The sequence below is a fragment of the Nonomuraea roseoviolacea subsp. carminata genome, from assembly GCF_024172185.1.
Taxonomy (GTDB): Bacteria; Actinomycetota; Actinomycetes; order Streptosporangiales; family Streptosporangiaceae; genus Nonomuraea; species Nonomuraea roseoviolacea.
Map to the genome: position 1 here is coordinate 4,465,263 of NZ_JAMZEC010000001.1, position 19,844 is coordinate 4,485,106.

General features: G+C 72.0%; 21 protein-coding genes. 9 read left to right on the forward strand and 12 right to left on the reverse strand.

Annotated elements, in window-relative coordinates:
* The first annotated feature begins 64 nt into the window (after positions 1–64).
* From HD595_RS20885 to HD595_RS20910, 6 genes are read left to right on the forward strand one after another with little or no spacing between them, the layout of a single operon-like run.
* Entirely contained in the window at positions 65–1,324 is a 1,260-nt protein-coding gene (locus tag HD595_RS20885) for an ABC transporter substrate-binding protein (RefSeq protein ID WP_253771486.1), read from the forward strand.
* Positions 1,321–2,259: a carbohydrate ABC transporter permease gene (locus HD595_RS20890; RefSeq protein WP_253771488.1), complete on the forward strand. Its 939-nt coding sequence runs from the start codon at positions 1,321–1,323 to the stop codon at positions 2,257–2,259. Before HD595_RS20885 ends, HD595_RS20890 begins: the two co-directional genes overlap by 4 nt.
* Entirely contained in the window at positions 2,252–3,082 is an 831-nt protein-coding gene (locus HD595_RS20895; protein ID WP_253771490.1) for a carbohydrate ABC transporter permease, read from the forward strand. The genes HD595_RS20890 and HD595_RS20895 overlap by 8 nt, the downstream gene beginning before the upstream one ends.
* Before the next feature lie 28 nt (positions 3,083–3,110).
* Positions 3,111–4,289: a Gfo/Idh/MocA family protein gene (locus HD595_RS20900; protein ID WP_253771492.1), complete on the forward strand. Its 1,179-nt coding sequence runs from the start codon at positions 3,111–3,113 to the stop codon at positions 4,287–4,289.
* A 42-nt stretch (positions 4,290–4,331) separates the two neighbouring features.
* Entirely contained in the window at positions 4,332–4,919 is a 588-nt protein-coding gene (locus tag HD595_RS20905) for an RNA polymerase sigma factor (RefSeq protein WP_253781258.1), read from the forward strand.
* A complete protein-coding gene (locus tag HD595_RS20910) occupies positions 4,916–5,518 on the forward strand; it encodes a hypothetical protein (RefSeq protein ID WP_253771493.1) in 603 nt (200 codons plus the stop codon). Before HD595_RS20905 ends, HD595_RS20910 begins: the two co-directional genes overlap by 4 nt.
* Positions 5,519–5,528: 10 nt before the next feature.
* On the opposite strand, the gene HD595_RS20915 is transcribed toward HD595_RS20910, so the two are convergent.
* From HD595_RS20915 to HD595_RS20925, 3 genes are read right to left on the reverse strand one after another with little or no spacing between them, the layout of a single operon-like run.
* On the reverse strand, positions 5,529–6,653 hold the full coding sequence (locus HD595_RS20915; RefSeq protein ID WP_253771495.1) for an amidohydrolase: 1,125 nt from the start codon (positions 6,651–6,653) through the stop codon (positions 5,529–5,531).
* Positions 6,650–7,591, reverse strand: coding sequence for an ornithine cyclodeaminase family protein (locus tag HD595_RS20920; protein WP_253771497.1), 942 nt, complete (start codon positions 7,589–7,591; stop codon positions 6,650–6,652). Before HD595_RS20920 ends, HD595_RS20915 begins: the two co-directional genes overlap by 4 nt.
* The gene (locus HD595_RS20925; RefSeq protein WP_253771499.1) at positions 7,588–8,400 is read right to left on the reverse strand and encodes a PhzF family phenazine biosynthesis protein; all 813 of its coding nucleotides are present in this window, start codon (positions 8,398–8,400) and stop codon (positions 7,588–7,590) included. Before HD595_RS20925 ends, HD595_RS20920 begins: the two co-directional genes overlap by 4 nt.
* Positions 8,401–8,470: 70 nt before the next feature.
* Here HD595_RS20925 and HD595_RS20930 point away from each other — a divergent pair, with 70 nt between their 5' ends.
* Complete coding sequence (locus HD595_RS20930; protein ID WP_253771501.1) at positions 8,471–9,322, forward strand: LysR family transcriptional regulator; 852 nt, start codon at positions 8,471–8,473, stop codon at positions 9,320–9,322.
* A gap of 14 nt (positions 9,323–9,336) precedes the next feature.
* Here HD595_RS20930 and HD595_RS20935 read toward each other — a convergent pair whose 3' ends face one another.
* The 7 genes from HD595_RS20935 to HD595_RS45950 form a co-directional block, all read right to left on the reverse strand.
* On the reverse strand, positions 9,337–10,431 hold the full coding sequence (locus HD595_RS20935) for an SPFH domain-containing protein (protein ID WP_253771503.1): 1,095 nt from the start codon (positions 10,429–10,431) through the stop codon (positions 9,337–9,339).
* A gap of 2 nt (positions 10,432–10,433) precedes the next feature.
* Positions 10,434–10,865 carry an NfeD family protein gene (locus tag HD595_RS20940; RefSeq protein WP_253771505.1) on the reverse strand — a complete coding sequence of 144 codons (432 nt, stop codon included), beginning with the start codon at positions 10,863–10,865 and terminating at the stop codon, positions 10,434–10,436.
* A 73-nt stretch (positions 10,866–10,938) separates the two neighbouring features.
* Positions 10,939–12,120 carry a L,D-transpeptidase gene (locus HD595_RS20945; protein WP_253771507.1) on the reverse strand — a complete coding sequence of 394 codons (1,182 nt, stop codon included), beginning with the start codon at positions 12,118–12,120 and terminating at the stop codon, positions 10,939–10,941.
* A 70-nt stretch (positions 12,121–12,190) separates the two neighbouring features.
* Positions 12,191–13,294, reverse strand: a complete 1,104-nt coding sequence (gene fahA, locus HD595_RS20950) for a fumarylacetoacetase (protein WP_253771509.1) — start codon at positions 13,292–13,294, stop codon at positions 12,191–12,193.
* 50 nt (positions 13,295–13,344) lie between these two features.
* Positions 13,345–14,121: a hypothetical protein gene (locus HD595_RS20955; protein ID WP_253771511.1), complete on the reverse strand. Its 777-nt coding sequence runs from the start codon at positions 14,119–14,121 to the stop codon at positions 13,345–13,347.
* A complete protein-coding gene (locus tag HD595_RS20960; protein ID WP_253771513.1) occupies positions 14,118–15,317 on the reverse strand; it encodes a homogentisate 1,2-dioxygenase in 1,200 nt (399 codons plus the stop codon). Before HD595_RS20960 ends, HD595_RS20955 begins: the two co-directional genes overlap by 4 nt.
* An 83-nt stretch (positions 15,318–15,400) precedes the next feature.
* On the reverse strand, positions 15,401–16,030 hold the full coding sequence (locus HD595_RS45950; protein ID WP_301309550.1) for a helix-turn-helix domain-containing protein: 630 nt from the start codon (positions 16,028–16,030) through the stop codon (positions 15,401–15,403).
* Between the two features lie 148 nt (positions 16,031–16,178).
* On the opposite strand from HD595_RS45950, the gene HD595_RS20970 reads away from it, so the two are divergent.
* Positions 16,179–16,673 (forward strand): hypothetical protein, encoded by a 495-nt coding sequence (locus HD595_RS20970; RefSeq protein ID WP_253771514.1) that lies wholly within the window; start codon positions 16,179–16,181, stop codon positions 16,671–16,673.
* A 16-nt stretch (positions 16,674–16,689) separates the two neighbouring features.
* Here HD595_RS20970 and HD595_RS20975 read toward each other — a convergent pair whose 3' ends face one another.
* Positions 16,690–17,946, reverse strand: coding sequence for an MFS transporter (locus HD595_RS20975; RefSeq protein WP_253771516.1), 1,257 nt, complete (start codon positions 17,944–17,946; stop codon positions 16,690–16,692).
* 195 nt (positions 17,947–18,141) lie between these two features.
* Here HD595_RS20975 and HD595_RS20980 point away from each other — a divergent pair, with 195 nt between their 5' ends.
* Positions 18,142–19,443, forward strand: a complete 1,302-nt coding sequence (locus HD595_RS20980; RefSeq protein ID WP_253771518.1) for a hypothetical protein — start codon at positions 18,142–18,144, stop codon at positions 19,441–19,443.
* A 147-nt stretch (positions 19,444–19,590) separates the two neighbouring features.
* Here HD595_RS20980 and HD595_RS20985 read toward each other — a convergent pair whose 3' ends face one another.
* The gene (locus HD595_RS20985) at positions 19,591–19,791 is read right to left on the reverse strand and encodes an EF-hand domain-containing protein (protein ID WP_253771520.1); all 201 of its coding nucleotides are present in this window, start codon (positions 19,789–19,791) and stop codon (positions 19,591–19,593) included.
* Positions 19,792–19,844: the final 53 nt, after the last annotated feature.

A 19,844-nucleotide genomic window follows, 5' to 3' on the forward strand; every position in this document is an offset into this window, starting at 1 on the left:
TAGTTCTTTTCATAAATGAGCGCTATCTTCCAGTCACGCACAGACCCGGACGGATGGGGACGACATGACAGGGAAGATCAGGGCGCTGGTGGTCGCCGGCGCGCTCGTTGCCGGACTCGCGGGATGCTCCTCGTCCGACGGGGACGGCTCCGGCGGCAAGGTCACGCTGACCTACGCCTACTGGGACAACGAGAACCAGGGCCAGGCGATGACCAAGATCGCCCAAGAGTTCACGAAGAGCCACCCGAACATCGAGGTCAAGCTCCAGTTCACCCCGAACAAGGAGTACTGGACCAAGCTCCAGACCGCCGCCGCCGGCGGCACGGCCCCCGACGTGTTCTGGATGAACGGCCCGCGCATCGGCCTGTACGCCTCCCAGGGCGCGCTCCTGCCGCTCTCCGACAAGATCGCCGCCGACAAGATGGACCTCGGCAAGTACCCCAAGTCGCTGGTCGACCTCTACACCCTCGACGGCAAGCAGTACGGCATCCCCAAGGACTTCGACACCATCGGCCTCTGGTACAACAAGGCCCTGTTCGACGCCGCCAAGGTCAAGTACCCCGACGCCTCCTGGACCTGGGACGACGTCCGCGCGGCGGCCAAGAAGCTGACCGACCCGGCCAAGGGCGTCCACGGCATCGGCGCGATGCCCTGGTCGCAGGAGCTCTACTACAACACGATCTTCCAGGCCGGCGGCTACGTGATCTCCGACGACAAGAAGAAGTCGGGCTACGACGACCCCGCCACCATCGAGGGCCTCAAGTTCTGGAAGGACTTCCTCGACCAGAAGCTCTCGCCGACGGTCCAGCAGATGACCGACAACGACCCCATCGAGATGTTCAAGAGCGGCAAGCTCGCCATGTGGTACGACGGCTCCTACGACGCCTCCCAGTACTTCAAGACCGAGGGCCTCAAGGCCGGCGTCGCCCCGCTCCCCGCCGGGCCCAAGGGCAAGGCCACCGTCATCCACGGCCTGGCCAACGTCGTCTACGCCAAGACGAAGCACCCGAAGGAGGCGTGGGAGTTCGTCAAGTTCCTCGGCTCCGAGCAGGCCAACCGCATCCAGGCCGAGTCCGGGGCCGTCATCCCGGCCTACGAGGGGCTCCAGGAGTCCTGGGTCAAGTCGATGCCCGGCCTCGACCTCCAGGCGTTCATCGACCAGCTCCCGGACGCCCGGCCGTACCCGGTCTCGAAGAACACCGCCGCCTGGGCCCGCCTGGAGACCGACGCGATCACCAAGGCGTTCACCGACGGCCAGGACGTCGAGGCGACGGCCAAGCAGCTCGCCACGGCCATGAACGCGGCCCTGTCGCAGGAGAAGTGAGCACCGCCGGAAGGGCGGTCGCCGTCAAGGCGGCCGCCCGCCCCGCCACCCGTCGCCGGCTGCGCGACCGCGACTGGGTCTGGGGCTACGCGATGATCGCGCCGCTCGTGCTCGGCCTCGCCGTCTTCTACCTGTGGCCGGTCGTGCAGTCCGTCTACTACAGCTTCACCGAGTGGACGCTGTTCGGCGACGCGACCTGGGTGGGCCTGCGCAACTACGAGCAGCTCTTCACCGACCCGGCCAACGGCAGGGCGCTGCGCAACACGTTCGTCTACGGCGGCCTGAGCCTGCTCGGCATCCCGCTGTCCATCGCCGTCGCGGCGCTGCTCGGCACCCGGGGGCTGCGGCTGGTGTCGCTCTACCGCACCCTGTACTTCCTGCCCGTGGTCACCATGCCGGCGGCCGTCGCGATGATCTGGACCTGGCTCTACAACGGCGACTACGGCCTGGTCAACTACCTGCTCTCGCTGGTCGGCATCCACGGCGCGTCCTGGATCGCCGAGCCGTCCACCGCCCTGTACGCGCTGGTCGCCGTCGGCATCTGGACGCAGATCGGCTACAACGCGGTCATCTTCATGGCCGGCCTCCAGTCGATCCCGTCCCACCTGTACGAGGCCGCCTCGATCGACGGGGCCGGGCGCGCCCGGCAGTTCTTCCGCATCACGCTGCCGCTGCTGTCGCCGAGCATCTTCTTCGTCTCGGTGCTCAGCGTGATCAACGGCCTGCAGATGTTCGACCTCGTCTACCTCATGCTCCGCCGCGGCAACCCCGCCCGCGAGGACACCCAGACCGTCGTGTCGCTGTTCTTCTCCCGCGCCTTCGAGGAGGGCGCCAAGGGGTACGCGGCGGCCATGGCCGTGGTCCTCATGCTGATCACGCTCGTGCTGACCGTCATCCAGTTCCGCGTGCAGAAGAGGTGGGTCCACTATGCGTAACGGCTCCGCCCTGCGCGGCGGGCGACTCTGGCCGGTCCACCTGGTGCTCGCCATCGGCGCGGCGGCCATGGTGATGCCGTTCTTCTGGCAGGTGCTCACCTCGCTGAAGACGTTCACCGAGGCGACCAGGACGCCGCCGGTCTGGATCCCCTCGTTCGAGTGGGGCAACTTCGCCAAGGTCCTCGACGAGACGCCGTTCCTCCAGCAGCTCGGCAACACCGTGGTGATGACGACCGGGCGCACGCTGGCCCAGCTCCTGTTCTGCTCGCTGGCGGCCTACGCCTTCGCCCGGCTGCGCTTCCCCGGCCGCGACGTCATCTTCGTCGCCCTGCTGTCGGTGCTCATGGTGCCGGGCCAGCTCTTCCTCATCCCGCAGTACCAGATCATCCAGAGCCTCGGCTGGCTCAACACCCTGCCCGGGCTGATCGCGCCCGGCATGTTCAGCGCGTTCGGCACGTTCATGATGCGGCAGTTCTTCATGACGCTGCCCGCCGAGGTGGAGGAGGCCGCCCGGCTGGACGGCGCCAACCCGCTGCGCATCTTCTGGAGCGTGATGCTGCCGCTGGCCAGGCCGGGGCTGCTCGCGCTCGGCGTGCTGACCGTGCTGTGGTCGTGGAACGACCTCATGTGGCCGCTCATCGTCAACACCGACCCCGAGAGCATGCCGCTCTCGGCGGGCCTGTCGGCGCTCCAGGGCGAGCACATGACCGACTACCCGGTGCTCATGGCGGGGTCGCTCATGGCCAGCGCGCCGATCATCGTACTGTTCATCATCATGCAGAAGCAGCTCATCCAGGGCATCGCGTTCACCGGCTCCAAGTAGCGTGCCGTACCCCCGAGAAAGGACCCACGTGGAAGACCTCCGGATCGGCGTCATCGGCCTCGGCCTGCGCGCCAGCCTCGCCCGCGCGGCGCACCGGCCCGGCGCGGGCGCGGCGGTCACCGCGCTCTGCGACACCGACCCGGCCGTGCTCAAGCACCAGGCCGGGGTGTTCGACGCCGCGTACGTGACCGAGGACCACCGTCGCCTGCTCGACCGCGACGACCTCGACGCCGTGATCCTGATGACGCCCGACGACACCCACGAGCGCATCGCGATCGACTGCCTGGAGGCCGGCAAGGCCGTCTACGTGGAGAAGCCGCTGGCGATCACCGTGGAGGGCTGCGACGCGATCCTGCGCGCCGCCCGCCGCACCGGCACGCGGCTGTACGTGGGGCACAACATGCGGCACATGGGCGTCGTCCGGCTGATGCGCGAGGCCATCCGCCGGGGCGACATCGGCGAGCCGAAGACGGTGTGGGTGCGGCACTTCGTCTCGTACGGCGGCGACTACTACTTCAAGGACTGGCACGCCGACCGCACCCGCACCACCGGCCTGCTGCTGCAGAAGGCCGCCCACGACCTGGACGTCATCCACTGGCTCGCGGGCGGCTACACCAGCCGGGTCAGCGCGTTCGGCGACCTCATGCTGTACGGCGACCTGCCGCGCCGCGAGCCCGGCACGCCGCGCCCCGAGGGGTGGCTGCGCGAGTACGACTGGCCGCCGACGGCCCGCCGCGACCTGCACCACGTCGTGGACGTCGAGGACGTGTCCGTGATGAACATGCGCCTCGACAACGGCGTCATCGCCGCCTACCAGCAGTGCCACTTCACCCCCGACTACGTGCGCAACTACACGGTCATCGGCACCGAGGGCCGGCTGGAGAACTTCGGCGACGGCCCCGGCGACACGGTCAAGGTGTGGAACACCGGCCCCACCGGCTACCGCGGCGACGCCGACGTCGCCTACCGGGTGCCCGACGCCCAGGGCGGCCACGGGGGCGCGGACACCGAGATCATCACCGAGTTCCTGCGGTTCGTCCGCGAGGGCGGGGCCACGGACACCTCGCCGGTGGCGGCCCGGATGAGCGTGGCGGCGGGCTACCAGGCCACCATGTCGCTGCGCGACGGCGGCACGCCGTACGACGTGCCGCCGCTCGACCCGGAGCTGGTCGCCTACTTCGAGGCCGGTCAGACGCGGGAGAGCTGAGCGGGAACTCTCCTCCCGCCGCGGACAGTCCTGTGTGTGGACATGTCGTTACGTGCCGGAATACGCACCGGAGACCCGGCGGCCTTCGAGCAGCTCTTCGACGAGTGCTCGAAGGCCGTCTACAACCACGCCTACCGCCTGACCGGAGACTGGTCGGCGGCCGAGGACGTGATGGCGCTGACGTTCCTGGAGGCGTGGCGGTTACGCGTCCGGGTGGACCCCGAGGGTGGCTCGCTGCGGCCGTGGCTGCTCGGGATCGCCACGAACGTGGCCCGCAACACCCGCCGGGCCTCCCGCCGCCACGACGACGCGCTGGCCCGGCTGCCCAGGGGTGAGCCGGTGCCCGACTTCGCCGAGGAGGTGGTGGGCCGGATCGACGACGCCGAGCGGCTGGCCGCCGTGCGGGAGGCGTTCGGGGGGCTGCGCCGCCACGAGCGCGACGTGTTCGCGCTGTGCGTGTGGGCGGGGCTCGACTACGCGCAGGCGGCCGAGGCGCTGGGCATCCCCGTGGGCACCGTGCGGTCGCGGTTGTCGAGGGCGCGGCGGAAACTCGGGAAGTTCATGGAACCGCCGCCCGCGCCCCGACAGGTAGTAGGTGACCGTGGCCCCGTGAAGGAGGAGATCCGATGACCTGGCACGACGAGCGCGATCTTCCCGAGGGCCGTCACCGGCTGCTCAAGGAGTTCGTGATGACCGAGATCGACCGCGCGGCCGAACAGAGCCGGCCGCGCCGCCGCCTGCTGCGTCCCGCCGTCCTGGCGCCCGTGCTGGGGCTCGCCGCCGCGGCGGCCTTGGCGCTCCCGCTGTTCGTGGGCGGCGGCAGCCCGGCGTACGCCCTCACCGACAACCCGGACGGCACCGTACGGGTGCAGATCAACGAGCTCCGGGACGCCGACAAGCTGGAGGCCGACCTGCGGGCCAAGGGCATCAACATGGTGGTGGACTACATCCCTCAGGGCAAGAAGTGCAGCCCGCAGCCGCGCGCCGCGCGCTTCCTGCCGGATGAGCAGGCCCCCCTGATCGCCATGCTGACCCACGACGACGGCGAGGCGACCTTCGTCATAGACCCACGCGTGATCAAGGACGGCCAGACGGGCGTGCTGGAGTTCACCGTCTTCAAGGCCCCGGACGGGCCGGCGGCGGTGACGCCCGTGTGGGCCCGGGTGGCCGAGGGAACCGTGGCCGACTGCACCCTGGTGGACACCACGGAGCCGCCGCTGCCGCACTGACCACCCTCTCCTACCGGTACGCCCCGAGGACGCCGTCCTCGGGGCGCCGGCCGTCCTCGTGGCGGTAGACCTCCCGGCCGGCCACGAAGACGCGAAGGGCCCGGCTCATCACGTCCAGCGGGTCGCCGGACCAGAGCACGACGTCGCCGTCGAGGCCGGGCCGCAGCGCCCCCACCCGGTCGTCGAGGCCCATGATGCGGGCGGGATCGACGGTGATCGACGCGAGCGCGTCCTGCCGGGGCAGTCCCTCCTTCATGGCCAGCGTGACCTGGTGGACGAGCAGGTGGACGGGCACGGAGGAGTGGTCGGTGGTGATCGCCACCCGCACCCCGGCGGCGGCGAGCAGGGCCGGGCCGCGCATGGTCCGGTTGCGCAATTCGACCTTGGACCGGCCGGCGAGCAGCGGGCCGATGACCACCGGGATCTCGCGCTCGGCCAGCAGATCCGCCAGCAGGTGCGCCTCGGTGCCGTGGTGGAGGACCAGCCGGTGGCCGAACTCGTCGGCCAGCCGCAGGGCCGTCGCGATGTCGTCGGCCCGGTGGACGTGCTGGTGCCACAGGAGCTCTCCGTCCAGCACGCGCCGCAGCACCGGGTCGTCCCGGCCGTCGCGCAGGGCGGCGCGGATGACGGCCGCGGTGCCGAGCCGCGTGGAGGTCGCCCTCCGCTTCGGGTTCTCGCCGAGGGCGCTCTTCACGCCCACCGGGTCACGCAGGACCATCTCGTCGGCCGTGCGTCCCCAGCACTTGACCGCCACCGCCTGCCCGCCGATCGGGTTGGCCGAGCCGGGCAGGACGACGGCCGTGGTCACCCCGCCCGACAGGGCGTCGGCGAAACCGGGCTCGGCCGGGTTGACGCCGTCGATCGCGCGCAGGTGGGCGCCGGCGGCCACCCGCGTCTCGTTGAGGTCCTCGCCGGCCGCGTCCTCGCCTTCCTCGCCCAGGCCAAGGTGGGTGTGGGCCTCCACGAACCCGGGCAGCACCCACAGCCCGCCGGCGTCCACGACCGGCATGCCCTCCGGTACGGCGATCCCGCGTCCGACGGCCATGATCCGGCCGGACTCGATGACCACCGTGCCCCCCTCGACGGGCGGGCCGGACATGGGCACGACATACCCGTTGGTGATGGCGACGTTCATGAGAAGTGCTCCACTGTCAAGGAGGGGTCCAGCAGGCGCAGGGCGGTCTCGGCCGCCACGAGGTCCTGGATGCCCAGGCCGACGAGCTTGGCGACGGTGATCTGGGAGTCGGAGGTGCGTCCCGGGTGCCGTCCCAGGAGCACCTCGCCGAGTTCGGCGTCGATGCCCGCCCGCGCGGCCCGCAGGTCCCCCGCCATGGCGGCCGCCGCGGCCCGGCCGTCCACGACCACGAGGTCGGCCCGCTCGAAGCAGGCCGGGTCGAGCTCGCTCTTCGACGGGTCGTCGGCGCCCACGGCTGTCACGTGCTGTCCCGGCCGCAGCCATCGCCCGTCCAGGACGGGGCTGGTGCTGGCGGTGGCCGTCACGATCACGTCGGCCTCCCGGACGGCCTGGGCGGGATCGTCGCGCACCGTCACGTCGGGGAGCGTGGCCGCCAGGGCGTCACGCAGCGCCGACGCGGCCTCCCGGCGCCGGCCCCAGATGAGCACCCGCTCGACGGGCAGGACCGTGCGGATCGCCAGGGCCTGCGCGTACGCCTGGATCCCGGTGCCGAGGACCGCCAGGCTACGGGAGTCCGGACGGCCCAGCGCGCGGGCCGCCACGGCTCCGGCGGCGGCAGTGCGCATGTCGGTCAGGTGATGCTCGTCGCGCAGGACCGCGAGGAGCCGTCCGGTCCGCGCGTCGTGGGCGGCGACGAACCCGTCGGCGTGCGGGTCGGCCGCGGCGAACCAGGTCGCCACCTTGACGGTGAAGACGCTCCGCCCCGGCATCCAGGCCGACTTGACGTGGACGTCACCCGAGTCCCCCGCCGGGCGGAAGACGCTGATCGGCGCCTCGCCCCGGCCCCGGCTGAACTCGGCGAGGACCTCCGCCACCGGCTCGACGAGGTCGGCGAAGCCGACGGCCCGGCGGATCTGCGCGGCCTCGAACACCTTCACGGCGCCACCCGCAGTGTGCCCGTGCCGACCATGGCCACGTTGCCGCCGACGGTGACGCGATCGGCGCGCGGCGTCACGAGGATCCTGCTCGGCCGGCCCACGAACCGCCCCTGAGCCAGGGCGAACTCCTCACCGTCCGTCACCCGGCCGTGCGCCAGCAGGTAGGCGCCCACGCAGCCGGCGGCGCTCCCGGTGGCCACGTCCTCCATGACGCCGTCGTTGTTCCAGTGCCTGCCCTCCAGCGCTTCGACGTCCAGCACGTACGCGAACCGGGCGCCGAAGGCGGCCAGGAAGTCCCCGAAATCCGGCCGCGCGATCCGGGCCCTGCCCAGGGCGTCCGGCCGGACCGGCACGATGAGGTACGGCAGGCCCGTCGAGACCACCTGAAGGGGCAGCTCGGCCACCAGGTCGCCCGCGTCCAGGCCCAGACTCTCGGCGACCCCCGAGGCGGGTACCTCCGGGTTCACCACCTCGGCGCCCCCTTGGTCCATGGCCGCGATCGAGCCCTCGGTGCGCACCCGTACGGTCCCGGCCGGCAGCTCCAGGGTCCAGTCGGCCGCGCCGTGCAGCTCGTGCAGGACGGCCGCGGCTCCCAGCACGGGGTGCCCGGCGAACGGCAGTTCCTCCAGCAGGTCGAACACCCGGGCGCGCGCACCGTTCCAGACGAAGATCGCTTCGAAGTGCCGCAGCTCCTGGGTGACGGCGAGCATCTGCTCAGGCGTCAGCGGCGGCGGGTCCAGGAAGACGGCCAGGCTGTTGCCGGTGTAGGGCCGATCGGCGAAAACGTCAACGTGGTAGAAATCGAGCACAGAGGCAGCCTAGGAACGCCTTCCGGCATAGAGAACAGCAATATTCCGATGTCCTCCATAATGAGGCTTTATGGGGGATGAGTTTCAGACTGCCGATCTGCGCTGCTTCACGTCCACGGTCCGGGCCGGCAGCATCACCCGCGCCGCCGCGGCTCTCGGGCTCAGCCAGCCCGCCGTCAGCCAGCGCATCCAGCGCCTGGAACGCGCGGCCGGTGAGCGGCTGCTGATCCGCGATCCCACGGGAGTCAGGCCCACCCCGGCCGGCGAGACCCTCCTCGCGTACGCGGAACGCATGCTCACCCTGCACGACGAGGCCCGGTCGGCCCTCGGCGGCCAAGGGGAGCCCGCCACGGGCCGCCGGACGATCGGCCTGCTGGAGGACCTGGCCGTCACCACCCTGCCCGCCACGCTCGCGGACTACGCCGCCCTGCACCCCCGGATCGAGCTGGAGGTGGTCGTCACCTCGGCGGCCAGGCTGCGCCGCATGGCCGAGCAGGGACGGCTCGACCTCGTCTTCGGAGATCCCTCGGTGATGCCCTCGGTGCGCTGGCGGCGCCGGACACCGCTGTGCTGGGCCGCCGCCCCCGGCCTCGACCTGGCGGCCGACCCGCTGCCGCTCGTGCTGTTCTCGCCGCCGTGCTCATGGCGGCAGCCGGTGCTGGACGCCCTCAGCCGCCACGGCAGGGAGTGGCGCGTCGCCTTCCAGAGCACCAGCCTCCCCGCCGTACAGGCCGCGATCTCCGCCGGGCTCGGCCTGGGCGCGTTGCTGCCGGACAACCTCCCGGTGACGGCCGGACGCGTCACCGGGCACCTGCCGCCCGCGCCCGCGGTGGACATCGTCATCGCGCGGCGCCCCGGAACCGACGGCGACAGCGCGCTGAACACCCTCGAACGCCTCCTCCAACGCGCCGCCGGGGTGTAGCGCACGACGCGCGCTCAGTGCTCCTGGTGGTTGCGCTCGGTGGCCGGGGCGCGCTCGGCGTCGAGGCCCGGGAACGGGGCCGGCTCCGGGGCGGCCTGCGTGAGCTGGCGCGGGCCGTTGGGGCTCTCGGCCTCCTGCGCGTCGGCCACGGCCTCGGCCGCCGCCTCCGCGGCCTTGGCCACCTCCTCGTCCATCTCCGCGCTCGGCGGCAGCTCGTCGCGGGTGGCCGCCGACTTGGGCAGGGCCTCGGTGAACGCCTTGGACACGCCCTGGAGCGCCGAGGTCACCTCGCTCGGGATGACCCAGAACGTGTTGCCGGAACCCTGGGCGAGCTGCGGCAGCACCTGGAGGTACTGGTAGGCCAGCAGCTTCGGGTCGGGGTCGTTGCGATGGACGGCCTGGAAGACCTGGTCGATGGCCCGCGACTGGCCCTCGGCCTCCAGGATGGCGGCCGTCCGCTGGCCCTCGGCGCGCAGGATGCGGCTCTGCTTGTCGCCCTCGGCGGTCAGGATCTGCGACTGCCGCTGGCCCTCGGCGTTGAGGATGGCGGCCCGCTTGTCGCGCTCGGCCCGCATCTGCTTCTCCATCGCGTCCTTGATGGTCTTGGGCGGGTCGATCGCCTTGATCTCGACGCGGTTGACGCGGATGCCCCACTTGCCGGTGGCCTCGTCGAGGACGCCGCGCAGCTGGCTGTTGATCGTGTCGCGGGAGGTCAGCGTCTTCTCCAGGTCCATGGAGCCGACCACGTTGCGCAGCGTGGTGACCGTGAGCTGCTCGACCGCCTGGATGTAGTTGGCGATCTCGTAGGCGGCCGCCCGTGGGTCGGTGACCTGGAAGTAGAGCACGGTGTCGATCTCGACGACCAGGTTGTCCTCCGTGATGACCGGCTGCGGGCGGAACGACACCACCTGTTCGCGCAGGTCGATCATCGGGTAGACGCGGTCGACGTACGGGATGACGAAGTTCAGGCCGGGCTTGAGCGTGCGGTGGTAGCGGCCGAGCCGCTCCACGTTGCGCGCCCGCGCCTGCGGGATGATGCGCACGGCCTTGAGCACGGTGAAAACCGCGAACAGAATGACGAGAAGCCCTGCCAGCAACAGCGGATCCATGCTCACTCCCTGGGATATACGAGGGCGGTGGCCCCTTCGATCTCGATGATGTCGACGGACGCCCCTTCGGGGATCACCAGGGTCTCGTCGTAGGCGCGTGCCGACCATTCCTCCCCGCCGACGCGGATCCTGCCGTCACGCCCGGTCACCTGGGTGATCACGTAGGCGGGCTTGCCGACGAGCGCCTCCACGCCGAACCGCTGCAACGGCGGCTGGCGGATGTGGCGCATGGCCACCGGGCGGACGACGAACAGCCCCGCGGTCGAGGACAGGGCGAAGACGAGCAACTGCAGAGGCACCGGCAGGCCGACCGCGGCTCCGGCCGCCGTCAGCAGCGCCGCCACGCCCAGCAACCCGAGCGCCGCGGTGAGGGTGAAGATCTCGGCGACGCCGAGGACCACCGCGAGGATCACCCAGACGATCCATTCGTCCATGCTCCGGCCCTCCTGTAAGGACAACGGGCCAGGGGCCGCCACCGGTTCCCCTTTTTCCTACGGTATCGCCGTTTCAGCGTTGCGGCAGAGGCGTCGGGGCGGGGCTGTTGAGGGCGCTGCCCAGCAGCCATTCCTCCCAGGGCAACTGCCAGAATCCCCAGCCGTTGTCCCACTCCAGTTCGCGGTCGGTGCCGGTGATCGTCACCGGGTCGCCGCGCCGGGAGGCGGCGAAGAACCAGGCCGCCTGGTCGGGGCGGGCGTTGATGCAGCCGTGGCTGACGTTGGCCCGGCCCTGTGCCCACACGTTGTCGAGGGCGTGGACGTACTCGCCGCTGTCGGAGATGCGGACGGCGTGGTCGATGAGCTTGTCGTAGTAGCCGGGCTCGCCCTTCTCGCGGCCGGGGGAGACCATGCGCACGGGGTCGCCCTTGTCCATGGTGAGGTGGACGCCGCTGGTCGTGGTGTACTCGCGGGTGGTGCCCATGCCGGCGCTGATCGCCATGCGCTGCACGACCGCGCCGTCGCGGGTGACGGTCATCTGGTGGGTGCGCGCGTCGACCACGCTGGACTGCGCGCGGCCCACGGTGAACGCGAAGGTGCGGTCGGCCGTGCCGTACACGCCGGGCGCGGCCCGGACCCCGGACAGGTGGGCGGTGACCGTGACCCGCTGCCGGGGCGCCCAGTAGGAGCGGGTGCGGTAGACCACCCGCGTGTCGCTCACCCACCGCCAGGCCCCCTCGACCGGCACCTCGGAGGTCACCTGGAGGGCCCGCTCGACGGCGGCGCGGTCGCGGACCGCGGTGTCGAAGTCGAGGATGACCGGCATGCCGACGCCCACGGTCTCGCCGGGCAGCGGCACGGCCGAGGCCACGCCGAACGCGTGCTCGGGCACGCGGGTGCGGAAGCGGCCCCGCGCGACGGCCGGCGGGCCGCCCGGCCCGGCCGCCCGGGCCGTCACGGTGTACTCGGCGCCGGGCTTGAGCGCCCAGTCGGAGCGCCAGACGGTGCCGGACGCGTCGAGCCGCCCCGGCACCGGCACCCCGGCGGCGTGCGCGCGCACCTCGCCCAGCCGGCCGCCGCGCGCCCGGACGACGAGGCCGCGGTCGGTGCGGGCCCGCCTGGTGTCGAAGGCCGGCTTCACGCGTACGGCCGGCGCCGTGGGCGCCGGGGTGCCGGAGGTCCCCGAGCCGCACCCTGCGGTGAGCGGGGCGGTGAGGCAGAGGATGACCAGAGGGATGACCGCGGCGCGCCGCATCTGACTCCTGCTTTCCGGGAAGGGTCGTCCCAGGTTAGCGGGGAGTCATGGAGAGAGCACGCGGAGTGACCTAACGGATGGTTCCCGAAACTTCGCCCAAAGTGATGCTCCCGGCCGTGGCGCGCAGGAGCACCGTGTCACCGTCCTCCAGGAATGTCCGGGTCTGGCCGTCGGCCAGTTTGATCGGATCATTCCCGTTCCAGGTGAGCTCGATGAGGGAGCCGCGCTCCTCGCGCCGCGGCCCGGAGATGGTGCCGCTGGCGAACAGGTCGCCGACGCGCAGCGACGCGCCGTTGGAGGTCATGTGGGCGAGCATCTGGTCCGGCGTCCAGTACATCGACGCGTACGGCGGGCGGGACACGACCTCCCCGTTGATCGCCACCTCGACGACGATGTCGAGCCCCCAGTCGGCCCGCCGCCGCAGGTGCTCCAGCGGCTCCGGGTCCTGCGGCGGCCCCGGGATCCTGGGCAGCGCGTCCAGCGGGGTGATCCACGGCGAGATCGACGTGGCGAACGACTTGCCGAGGAACGGCCCGAGCGGCACGTACTCCCACGCCTGGATGTCGCGCGCGCTCCAGTCGTTGAGCAGCGTCACCCCGAAGACGTGGTCCTCGAACGCGCCGGCCGGCGCGCCCATCTCGGACGGCGTGCCGACCACGAACCCGAGCTCCGCCTCGATGTCGAGCTTGGCGCACGGACCGAACACCCCTGCCTTGAGCTGCCCGTGCGGCCGGGTGATCGGGGTGCCCGAGACGACGACGGTGCCGGAGCGGCCGTGGTAGCCGACCGGCAGGTGCCGCCAGTTGGGCAGCAGCGGCTCTGCGTCGGGCCGGAAGATCCGCCCGATGTTGGAGGCGTGGTCGAGCGAGCAGTAGAAGTCGACGTAGTCGGCCACCTCGACCGGCATGTGCAGCCGGACCTGTTCCAGCGGGATCAGGTGGGCCTCGGTGACGGCCATGTCGTTGGTCAGCTTCTCCCGCAGCAGCGCCCGCGTGGCCTGCCAGGCGCCCCGGCCCCGGGCCATGAACGGGTTGAGCGAGGGCGCCGCGAACACCTCGTCGTGCAGCGCGGCGGCCAGGTCGAGCACCCGGTCGCCGTAGCGCACCCCCACCCGCGGCGCCTGGCCCGGCCGGGAGAACACCCCGTAGGGCAGGTGGTCCACTCCCCAGCTCACACGTCCTCCTTCGTCGACATCGGGACTCACCCTGCCCACCGGCCGGCGGGTCACTCGGGGATCAGGCCGAGCTCGCGCAGGTCGGCCAGCGGCGCGGCGGTGTTGCACGAGCCGTAGCTCACCAGCAGCTCGCGGGCGCGCTTGGCGGTCTCGGGCGGCACCGTCCGGGCCAGCGCCACCAGCCGGGCGGCGTCGGTGGTGCGCAGCACCTGCGCGGGGTCGCGCCGCTCGACGGCCTCGCAGACGGCCAGCACCAGGTTGAGGAACCCGTGCCGGTCGGTGCCGAGCGCGGGGTCGAAGTGGCGTACGGCGTGGTGCAGCCCGGCCGTGGCCTTGAACGGGATGTCCTGCTCGGCGCACGAGCGGATGAACGCGGCGAGGTGCTCGACCGGCGGGAACGCCTCGGCGCTCGCGCCGCCGCAGCGCACCTTGAGCCCGACCCCCTCCGGGACGTCGCCGCTGAAGCGATGCGGCGGCACCTCCACGAACAGCCGCACGCCCTGCGGCAGCCGGCCGGTCAGCCGCTGGGCGAACGCGGCCACGGACGTCTCGGGCGGCAGGACCGCCTCCACGATGTCCACCGGCAGGTCGTCGAACGGCGGCGGCTCGGGCGTGTGCAGGATCAGGCCGATGCGCCGGGGCGTGAAGTCCTCGCGGTGCAGCGCGTCGATCCGGTCGGCCGGGCACAGGAAGCGATGGGTCAGCACCGTCCCGCCGTGCTCCTGGTCGCGGCGGTGGCGGGCCAGCGCCTCGGACATGTGCAGCGACGTCGGCGGGAACAGCCCCGCGTCGTCCACCAGGGCGGTGAACAGGACGGCGGTGCTCATCGCGCCCACGTCCAGGCGTAGTCGGTGTCCTCGCAGGCCAGCGCGCCCGGCCCGAGGTCGAGCGGGCGGAAGGTGTCGACCATGACGGCCATCTCGCTGGTGGTCGTGACCCCGCGGGAGACCGCGTCGATGACCGCCTCGACCGCGCCGGGCTGCGGCCCGTGGGTGAAGCCGGCGGGGTGCAGCGACACCGACCCGACGTCGATGCCGGAGCCCCTGCGGGCGGAGTAGTCGCCGCCGACGTAGAACATGAACTCGTCGGAGTCGACGTTGTGGTGGTTGTACGGGATCGGCACCGACTCGGGGTGGAAGTCCAGCGGGCGCGGGCAGAACGAGCAGACCACGAACCCCGGCCCCTCGAACGTCTGGTGGACCGGCGGCGGGGCGTGGGTCTTCTTCACGACCGGCTCGAAGTCCTCGATGTTGAAGGCGTACGGGTAGAGGCAGCCGTCCCAGCCCACCACGTCGAACGGGTGGTTGCGGTAGAACAGCCGGGTCAGCCCGCCCCGGGTGCGCACCAGCACCGGCACCTCCTCGCCCTCGGCGAGCAGCGGCTCGGCCGGGGCGCGCAGGTCGCGCTCGGAGTACGGGGCGTGCTCCAGGAACTGGCCGTACTGCGACAGGTAGCGCCTGGGCGGCCTGATGTGGCCGGCGGCCTCGATGGCCAGCGCGTTGACCCGTCCCTCGGGAACCCAGCGGTGGATCGTGCCGGTGGGCACGACCACGTAGTCGCCCTCGCGGGCGTCGATGGCGCCGTACGTGGACTCGAACCGGACGCGACCGCTCTGCACGTACACGCACTCGTCGCCCATCGAGTTGCGGTACAGCTCGCTCGGCTGGTCGGTGGTGGCGTACGACAACCGGACGTCGCCGTTGCCGGCCAGCACGATCCGGCCGGTGACCAGGTCGCCGGCGCTGCCGAGCTCCTGGGTGCGGAAGTGCCGCGGGGACAGCGGCAGGTTGGGCTCCAGGCGGGCACCGGTGGTCTGGGCGCCGGTGGTCTGGGCGCCGGTGGTCTGGGCGACAGCCTCCGCCTTGACGATGGCCGTCGGCAGGTGGCGGTGGTAGAGCAGCGAGGAGTCGGAGGAGAAGCCCTCCTCGCCCATCAGCTCCTCGGCGTACAGGCCGCCGTCGGGCCTTCTGAACTGCACGTGGCGCTTGCGGGGGATCTCGCCCACGACGCGGTAGTACGGCATCCGCCCTCCCCAGAGCTGGTGTCCGCTTATCGGACGTTAGTGTCCTCTATATGTAATTACCGTCGTCCATCGTCCTGGAGATGTCAACCCAGGGCGCCGGCCAGCTCGGCCGCCGCCTCGACCACGAGCGGGCCCGCCGACTCGTCCAGTGGCCCGAACGTCACCACTCCCACCGACGCCTCCAGCCACGGCAGCCCGGTCACCGGGGCGGCGATGCCGCGGGCGCCCTCCTGCAACTGCCCCTCCGTCACCAAGTAGTCCGAGCGGCCCTCGCGCAGCGCGAGGATCGCCCGCCCCGCGGCGCCCTTGGTGAGCGGATGGCGCGAGCCCTCCCGGTAGGCCACGTGCATGTGCGTCCACGACGGCTCCACCACGGCCACGGCCAGCCCGTCGTCGCCCTCGGCCACCGTCAGGTGCGCGGTCGCGCCCACCCGCTCGGCCAGCCGCCGCAGCGCGGGCAGCGCCGCCGCGCGCAGCAGCGGCTGCACCGCCTGCGCCAGCACCAGCACCCCGAAGCCCAGGTGCGCCCGGCCCTCGGCGTCGCGGCGCACGAAGCCCTCGCTCGACAGCGTGGTGAGCAGCCGGTAGACGACCGGGCGGCTGAGCTGGAGTTCGTGGCTCAGCTCGGTGGGGGTGCGCCCGCCCTTGCCGTCGGCGAGCAGCCTCAGCAGGCGGAGCCCGCGCTCCAGTGTCTGGGCGGATTCAGCGGCCATGCGTCGATTATCGCCGTCCGCACGGTGCCGTCACACCGCGTGAGCGCGGGCGCCGGTAGGGCGGGCCGTACCCCGGTTTCGGGGGACGGCGGGCCTGATCGGGACGGGTGATCGGCGCAGACTTCAGGAGAACCCCAAGGAGGATCCCATGAGCCGCACGTCCACCCTCAGCCAGCCGTCCGCGCCCCGTCCCGTGCCGGCCGGGCAGGCGCCGCCCGCCGTGATCGCGGCCATGTCGCTGTGGCTCTTCGCCGTCGCGGCCGGCGCCTTCGAGGCCGTGCTGATCGTCACGGAGTTACTGTCGTCCGGCACGGCGTTCGGCGAGCTGCTGCCCCAGATCGCGTTCCGGCTGGGGGTGTTCGCGGCGGCCGTGCTCCTCGCCCTGCGGCTGCGGGAGGGGCGGAACTGGGCGCGGCTGACGCTGGCCGTCGGCCTCGGGATCTTCGGCACGCTGTCGCTGGTGGTCGAGCCGGTGCGGTGGCTGCTGGACGGCGGCTCGATCGGGGCCGCGGTCGCCGCCTGGGGCCCGATGGACTTCGTCTTCGCGGGCAGCCGGACCCTGCACCTGCTGGCCGTGCTGGGGGCCGTGACGCTCATGTTCCAGCCCCGGGCCAACGCCTTCTTCCGCGGCCGGTCGGCCTGAGACCTTCCGCGGGCGGTCAGCCTGAGACGCCCTCCGCGGCCGGGTCCGGTGCCGGGGCGCGCAGGTTGCGCACCCCCGGCGACAGCAGCGCCGCCAGCGTCGAGAGCACGACCAGCGCGGCGCAGCCGAGCAGCGCCTCCCGGGTGCCGACCAGCGCCGCCACCGGCCCGGCCAGCATCAGCCCGAGCGGGCCGAACATCAGCGACCCCAGCGCGTCGTACGAGCTGACCCGCGACAGCGCCTCCGGCGGGATCTCCCGCTGCATGGTGGTCTGCCACAGCACGCCGAAGACGTCGAAGCAGACGCCCAGCGCGAACGAGGCGGCCACGATGGTCCACACCGGGGCGCCCAGCCCGAGCAGCAGGTACGGCGCGGCGGTGGGCAGGCACAGCAGGGTGCCGAGCAGGATCGGGCGCGACGGCCGCAGCCGCAGCGACACGAGCACCCCGGCGATCGTGCCGACCGCCTCGCCGGTCAGGAACGCCGACCAGACCAGCGGCCCGCCCAGGCTCTCCTTGGCCAGCAGCGGCCCCAGCACGCCGTGGCCGGCCTGGAGCGCCATCACCAGGACCGAGAACTGCGCGACCACCACCCAGATCCACTGCCGCGAGCTGAACTCCCGCCAGCCGTCGCGCAGGTCGGCCAGCACCGAGTGGCGCGGACCGGCGGGCCGCTCGCCGGGCGTCAGCCGCAGGGCCGCGATCAGCCCGCCCGCCACCGCGAACATCAGCCCGCTCACCGCCAGCGCCCAGCCGCCGCCGAACAGCACCACCGTGCCGCCGCCGAAGACGGCCCCGGCCACCCGGGAGACGTTGGCGCCCAGCCCGAGCAGGGCGTTGCCGGTCTGCAGCCGCTCGGCCGGCACCACCTCCGGGATGATGCCGGTCAGCGCGGGGAACAGCACCGCCATCGACACGCCGCTGAGCGCCGCGGCGGTGGCCAGCGCGGGCAGCGGGGTCCAGCCGGTGAGCATCATCGCGGCCAGGGCGAAGAAGGCCAGCGCGTTGGCGGCCTCGCCGGCCGTCATCACCAGGTGCCGCGGGAAGCGGTCCGCGATCACCCCGCCGACCAGCATGAACAGGACCATCGGCAGCGACTCGGCGGTGAGCACCACCGACAGCGTGGTCGCGTCGGCCCCGGGCAGGTCGAGGACGCCGAAGGCGAGGGCCACGGGGGCGAACGCGCTGCCGAGCACCGAGATGGTCCGCGCGGCCAGCAGTAACGTGAACCGCCGGTCACGCAGCAGACCGAGATCCTGGAAGTGTCCGCGCACCGTGATTGCCCCCTTTTGACAAACGGGCCCATTCTGCCCGGTCTTCGCGGGGGCTGTCTCCTGGTTATCGGTGGTCAGAAATAACACGACATCGGTCAGAAAAGCGGTCAAGACCGCCTGATCTCATTGAACGTTATTGATCATCCCGATATCGTGCTGAATGCCCGACGATCACCCCTCACGTAAGGCGCCTCGATGCGACGTCGACGACTGCGGCAGATCTTCGTCCTAGGACTCGCCCTCTCCTTGCTCGGCATCGGCGTCCCCGCGTGGTCGGAGGACGATCCCCGGAGCTGCAACGACCTGATGTCCGGCGACACCCCCGCGTACGTGGTGTGCCGGTGGATGGCGACGCCGGACGAGGCGCTGGACATCGCCCGCTGGTGGCTGGCCAACGACGGCGAGCGGATGGAGTCGGCCGGCCCGGTCGACGGCATCGGCGTCAACTGCAAGGACCCCGGCAACGTCTGCCCGCCGCTGGAGAACGACGGGGTGGGCGACGGCCAGGCCCACGAGGGCGGCGAGCCGGACGTCGAGGGCGCCGAGGACGGCGGCACTCCCGAGTGCAAGGCCGGCGAGGAGTGCTTCGTCTCGCCGGAGGGCCTGTCGGCCGAGCAGATCTCCACGGCCATGGAGAGCACCACCGGCCAGGCCGTCAAGACCGCCGTCGCGGCGGGCCTGCGGGTGTGGGTGGACGCCGAGCTGGCCGACGACTGGAAGGCCGGCAAGCTCGACGAGGCCACCCAGCGGGTCGCGGCGCTGGCCGCGCAGCCGGGCGTCGTGGGCATCCGCTTCACCCGGCAGCTCGGGACCGGGCAGACGTTCCGGAGCGCCGACGAGATGGACACGTTCGTCAACGAGACGACCGCGCGGCTGCGCAAGCTCGCCCCGGGCCGCAAGCTGGCCGCGCGCACGGCGGTGCCGCTGTTCGGCTGCGGCGCCGACGACGCCTGCAAGACCGCGATGACCCAGAAGCACCCGCTGCTCGACCCCGAGCGGATCGGCGCCTGGCTCGCCAAGGGCCGGATCGACCAGCTCGCCCTGGACGGCGCCCACCTCGGCACCGAGTACGCCACCTGGAAGATCGACGCCGCCACGGCGCAGCGCAACCAGTGGGTGCAGGTGCGGGCCCGGGCCTGGGACGCGTACGCGCAGATCGCCAGCGAGGACACCACGCTGACCACGGTCGGCGCGCCGCAGCTCACCGGCGAGCAGGTCACCAAGGCCGTCACCGAGCACGTGGCCAGCCCGATCCAGGACGACGCCGCCGAGACCGTCACGCTGCCGAGCCGCTCCGAGAACGAGCAGGGCCAGGTCAGCCGCCTGTACGGCGAGAAGTGGGCGGCCAACGCCACCTGGGACCAGCTCAAGAAGCTCGCCGAGGTCCGCCCCCGCCTGGCCACGCTCTACGACCCGGCCAAGCCCGAGGTGGACGCCGCGACCGACCTCAAGGCCCTGGCCGAGGTCTTCGGCCAGGTGTACCTCCAGGGAGACTGAGCGCGCCGTACGGACCCGGCGATTCCGGCGGGAATCGCCGGGCGGGCCTGGAGGCCCACGGCCACGACGCCAGCCGGCTCAACGAGGTCGTCAAGATGACGTGGGAGACGACTCCATGTTCCCCGGCCTCTGACCGCCGTTCACGCGTCAGTCCTTGAGGAACGCGCCGAACTCCTCCAGGTCGATCAGCCCGTCGCCGTCCTGGTCCAGCCGGGCCACCCCGGCCTGGGCCCGCTCCAGGCTGATCGGCTGCCCCAGGACCTCCATCAGCCGCACCAGCTCCTCGGCCGAGATGCGGCCGTCCTTGTCGACGTCGATCAGGTCGAAGGTGATCGCGTGGTCGCTCATCGTGCCCTCCTGGGGGATCGTGTGGGTCAGACCTTAGTGGCGTTGCCTGCTTC

Bases quoted from the DNA above. Each gene is read 5' to 3' on its own strand.
- HD595_RS20885 (WP_253771486.1), top strand. From the start codon at position 65: ATGACAGGGAAGATCAGGGCGCTGGTGGTCGCCGGCGCGCTCGTTGCC.
- HD595_RS20895 (WP_253771490.1), top strand. From the start codon at position 2,252: ATGCGTAACGGCTCCGCCCTGCGCGGCGGGCGACTCTGGCCGGTCCAC.
- HD595_RS20905 (WP_253781258.1), top strand. From the start codon at position 4,332: ATGTCGTTACGTGCCGGAATACGCACCGGAGACCCGGCGGCCTTCGAG.
- HD595_RS20910 (WP_253771493.1), top strand. From the start codon at position 4,916: ATGACCTGGCACGACGAGCGCGATCTTCCCGAGGGCCGTCACCGGCTG.
- HD595_RS20915 (WP_253771495.1), bottom strand. From the start codon at position 6,653: ATGAACGTCGCCATCACCAACGGGTATGTCGTGCCCATGTCCGGCCCG.
- HD595_RS20930 (WP_253771501.1), top strand. From the start codon at position 8,471: ATGGGGGATGAGTTTCAGACTGCCGATCTGCGCTGCTTCACGTCCACG.
- HD595_RS20935 (WP_253771503.1), bottom strand. From the start codon at position 10,431: ATGGATCCGCTGTTGCTGGCAGGGCTTCTCGTCATTCTGTTCGCGGTT.
- HD595_RS20940 (WP_253771505.1), bottom strand. From the start codon at position 10,865: ATGGACGAATGGATCGTCTGGGTGATCCTCGCGGTGGTCCTCGGCGTC.
- HD595_RS20945 (WP_253771507.1), bottom strand. From the start codon at position 12,120: ATGCGGCGCGCCGCGGTCATCCCTCTGGTCATCCTCTGCCTCACCGCC.
- HD595_RS20955 (WP_253771511.1), bottom strand. From the start codon at position 14,121: ATGAGCACCGCCGTCCTGTTCACCGCCCTGGTGGACGACGCGGGGCTG.
- HD595_RS20960 (WP_253771513.1), bottom strand. From the start codon at position 15,317: ATGCCGTACTACCGCGTCGTGGGCGAGATCCCCCGCAAGCGCCACGTG.
- HD595_RS45950 (WP_301309550.1), bottom strand. From the start codon at position 16,030: ATGGCCGCTGAATCCGCCCAGACACTGGAGCGCGGGCTCCGCCTGCTG.
- HD595_RS20970 (WP_253771514.1), top strand. From the start codon at position 16,179: ATGAGCCGCACGTCCACCCTCAGCCAGCCGTCCGCGCCCCGTCCCGTG.
- HD595_RS20980 (WP_253771518.1), top strand. From the start codon at position 18,142: ATGCGACGTCGACGACTGCGGCAGATCTTCGTCCTAGGACTCGCCCTC.
- HD595_RS20985 (WP_253771520.1), bottom strand. From the start codon at position 19,791: ATGAGCGACCACGCGATCACCTTCGACCTGATCGACGTCGACAAGGAC.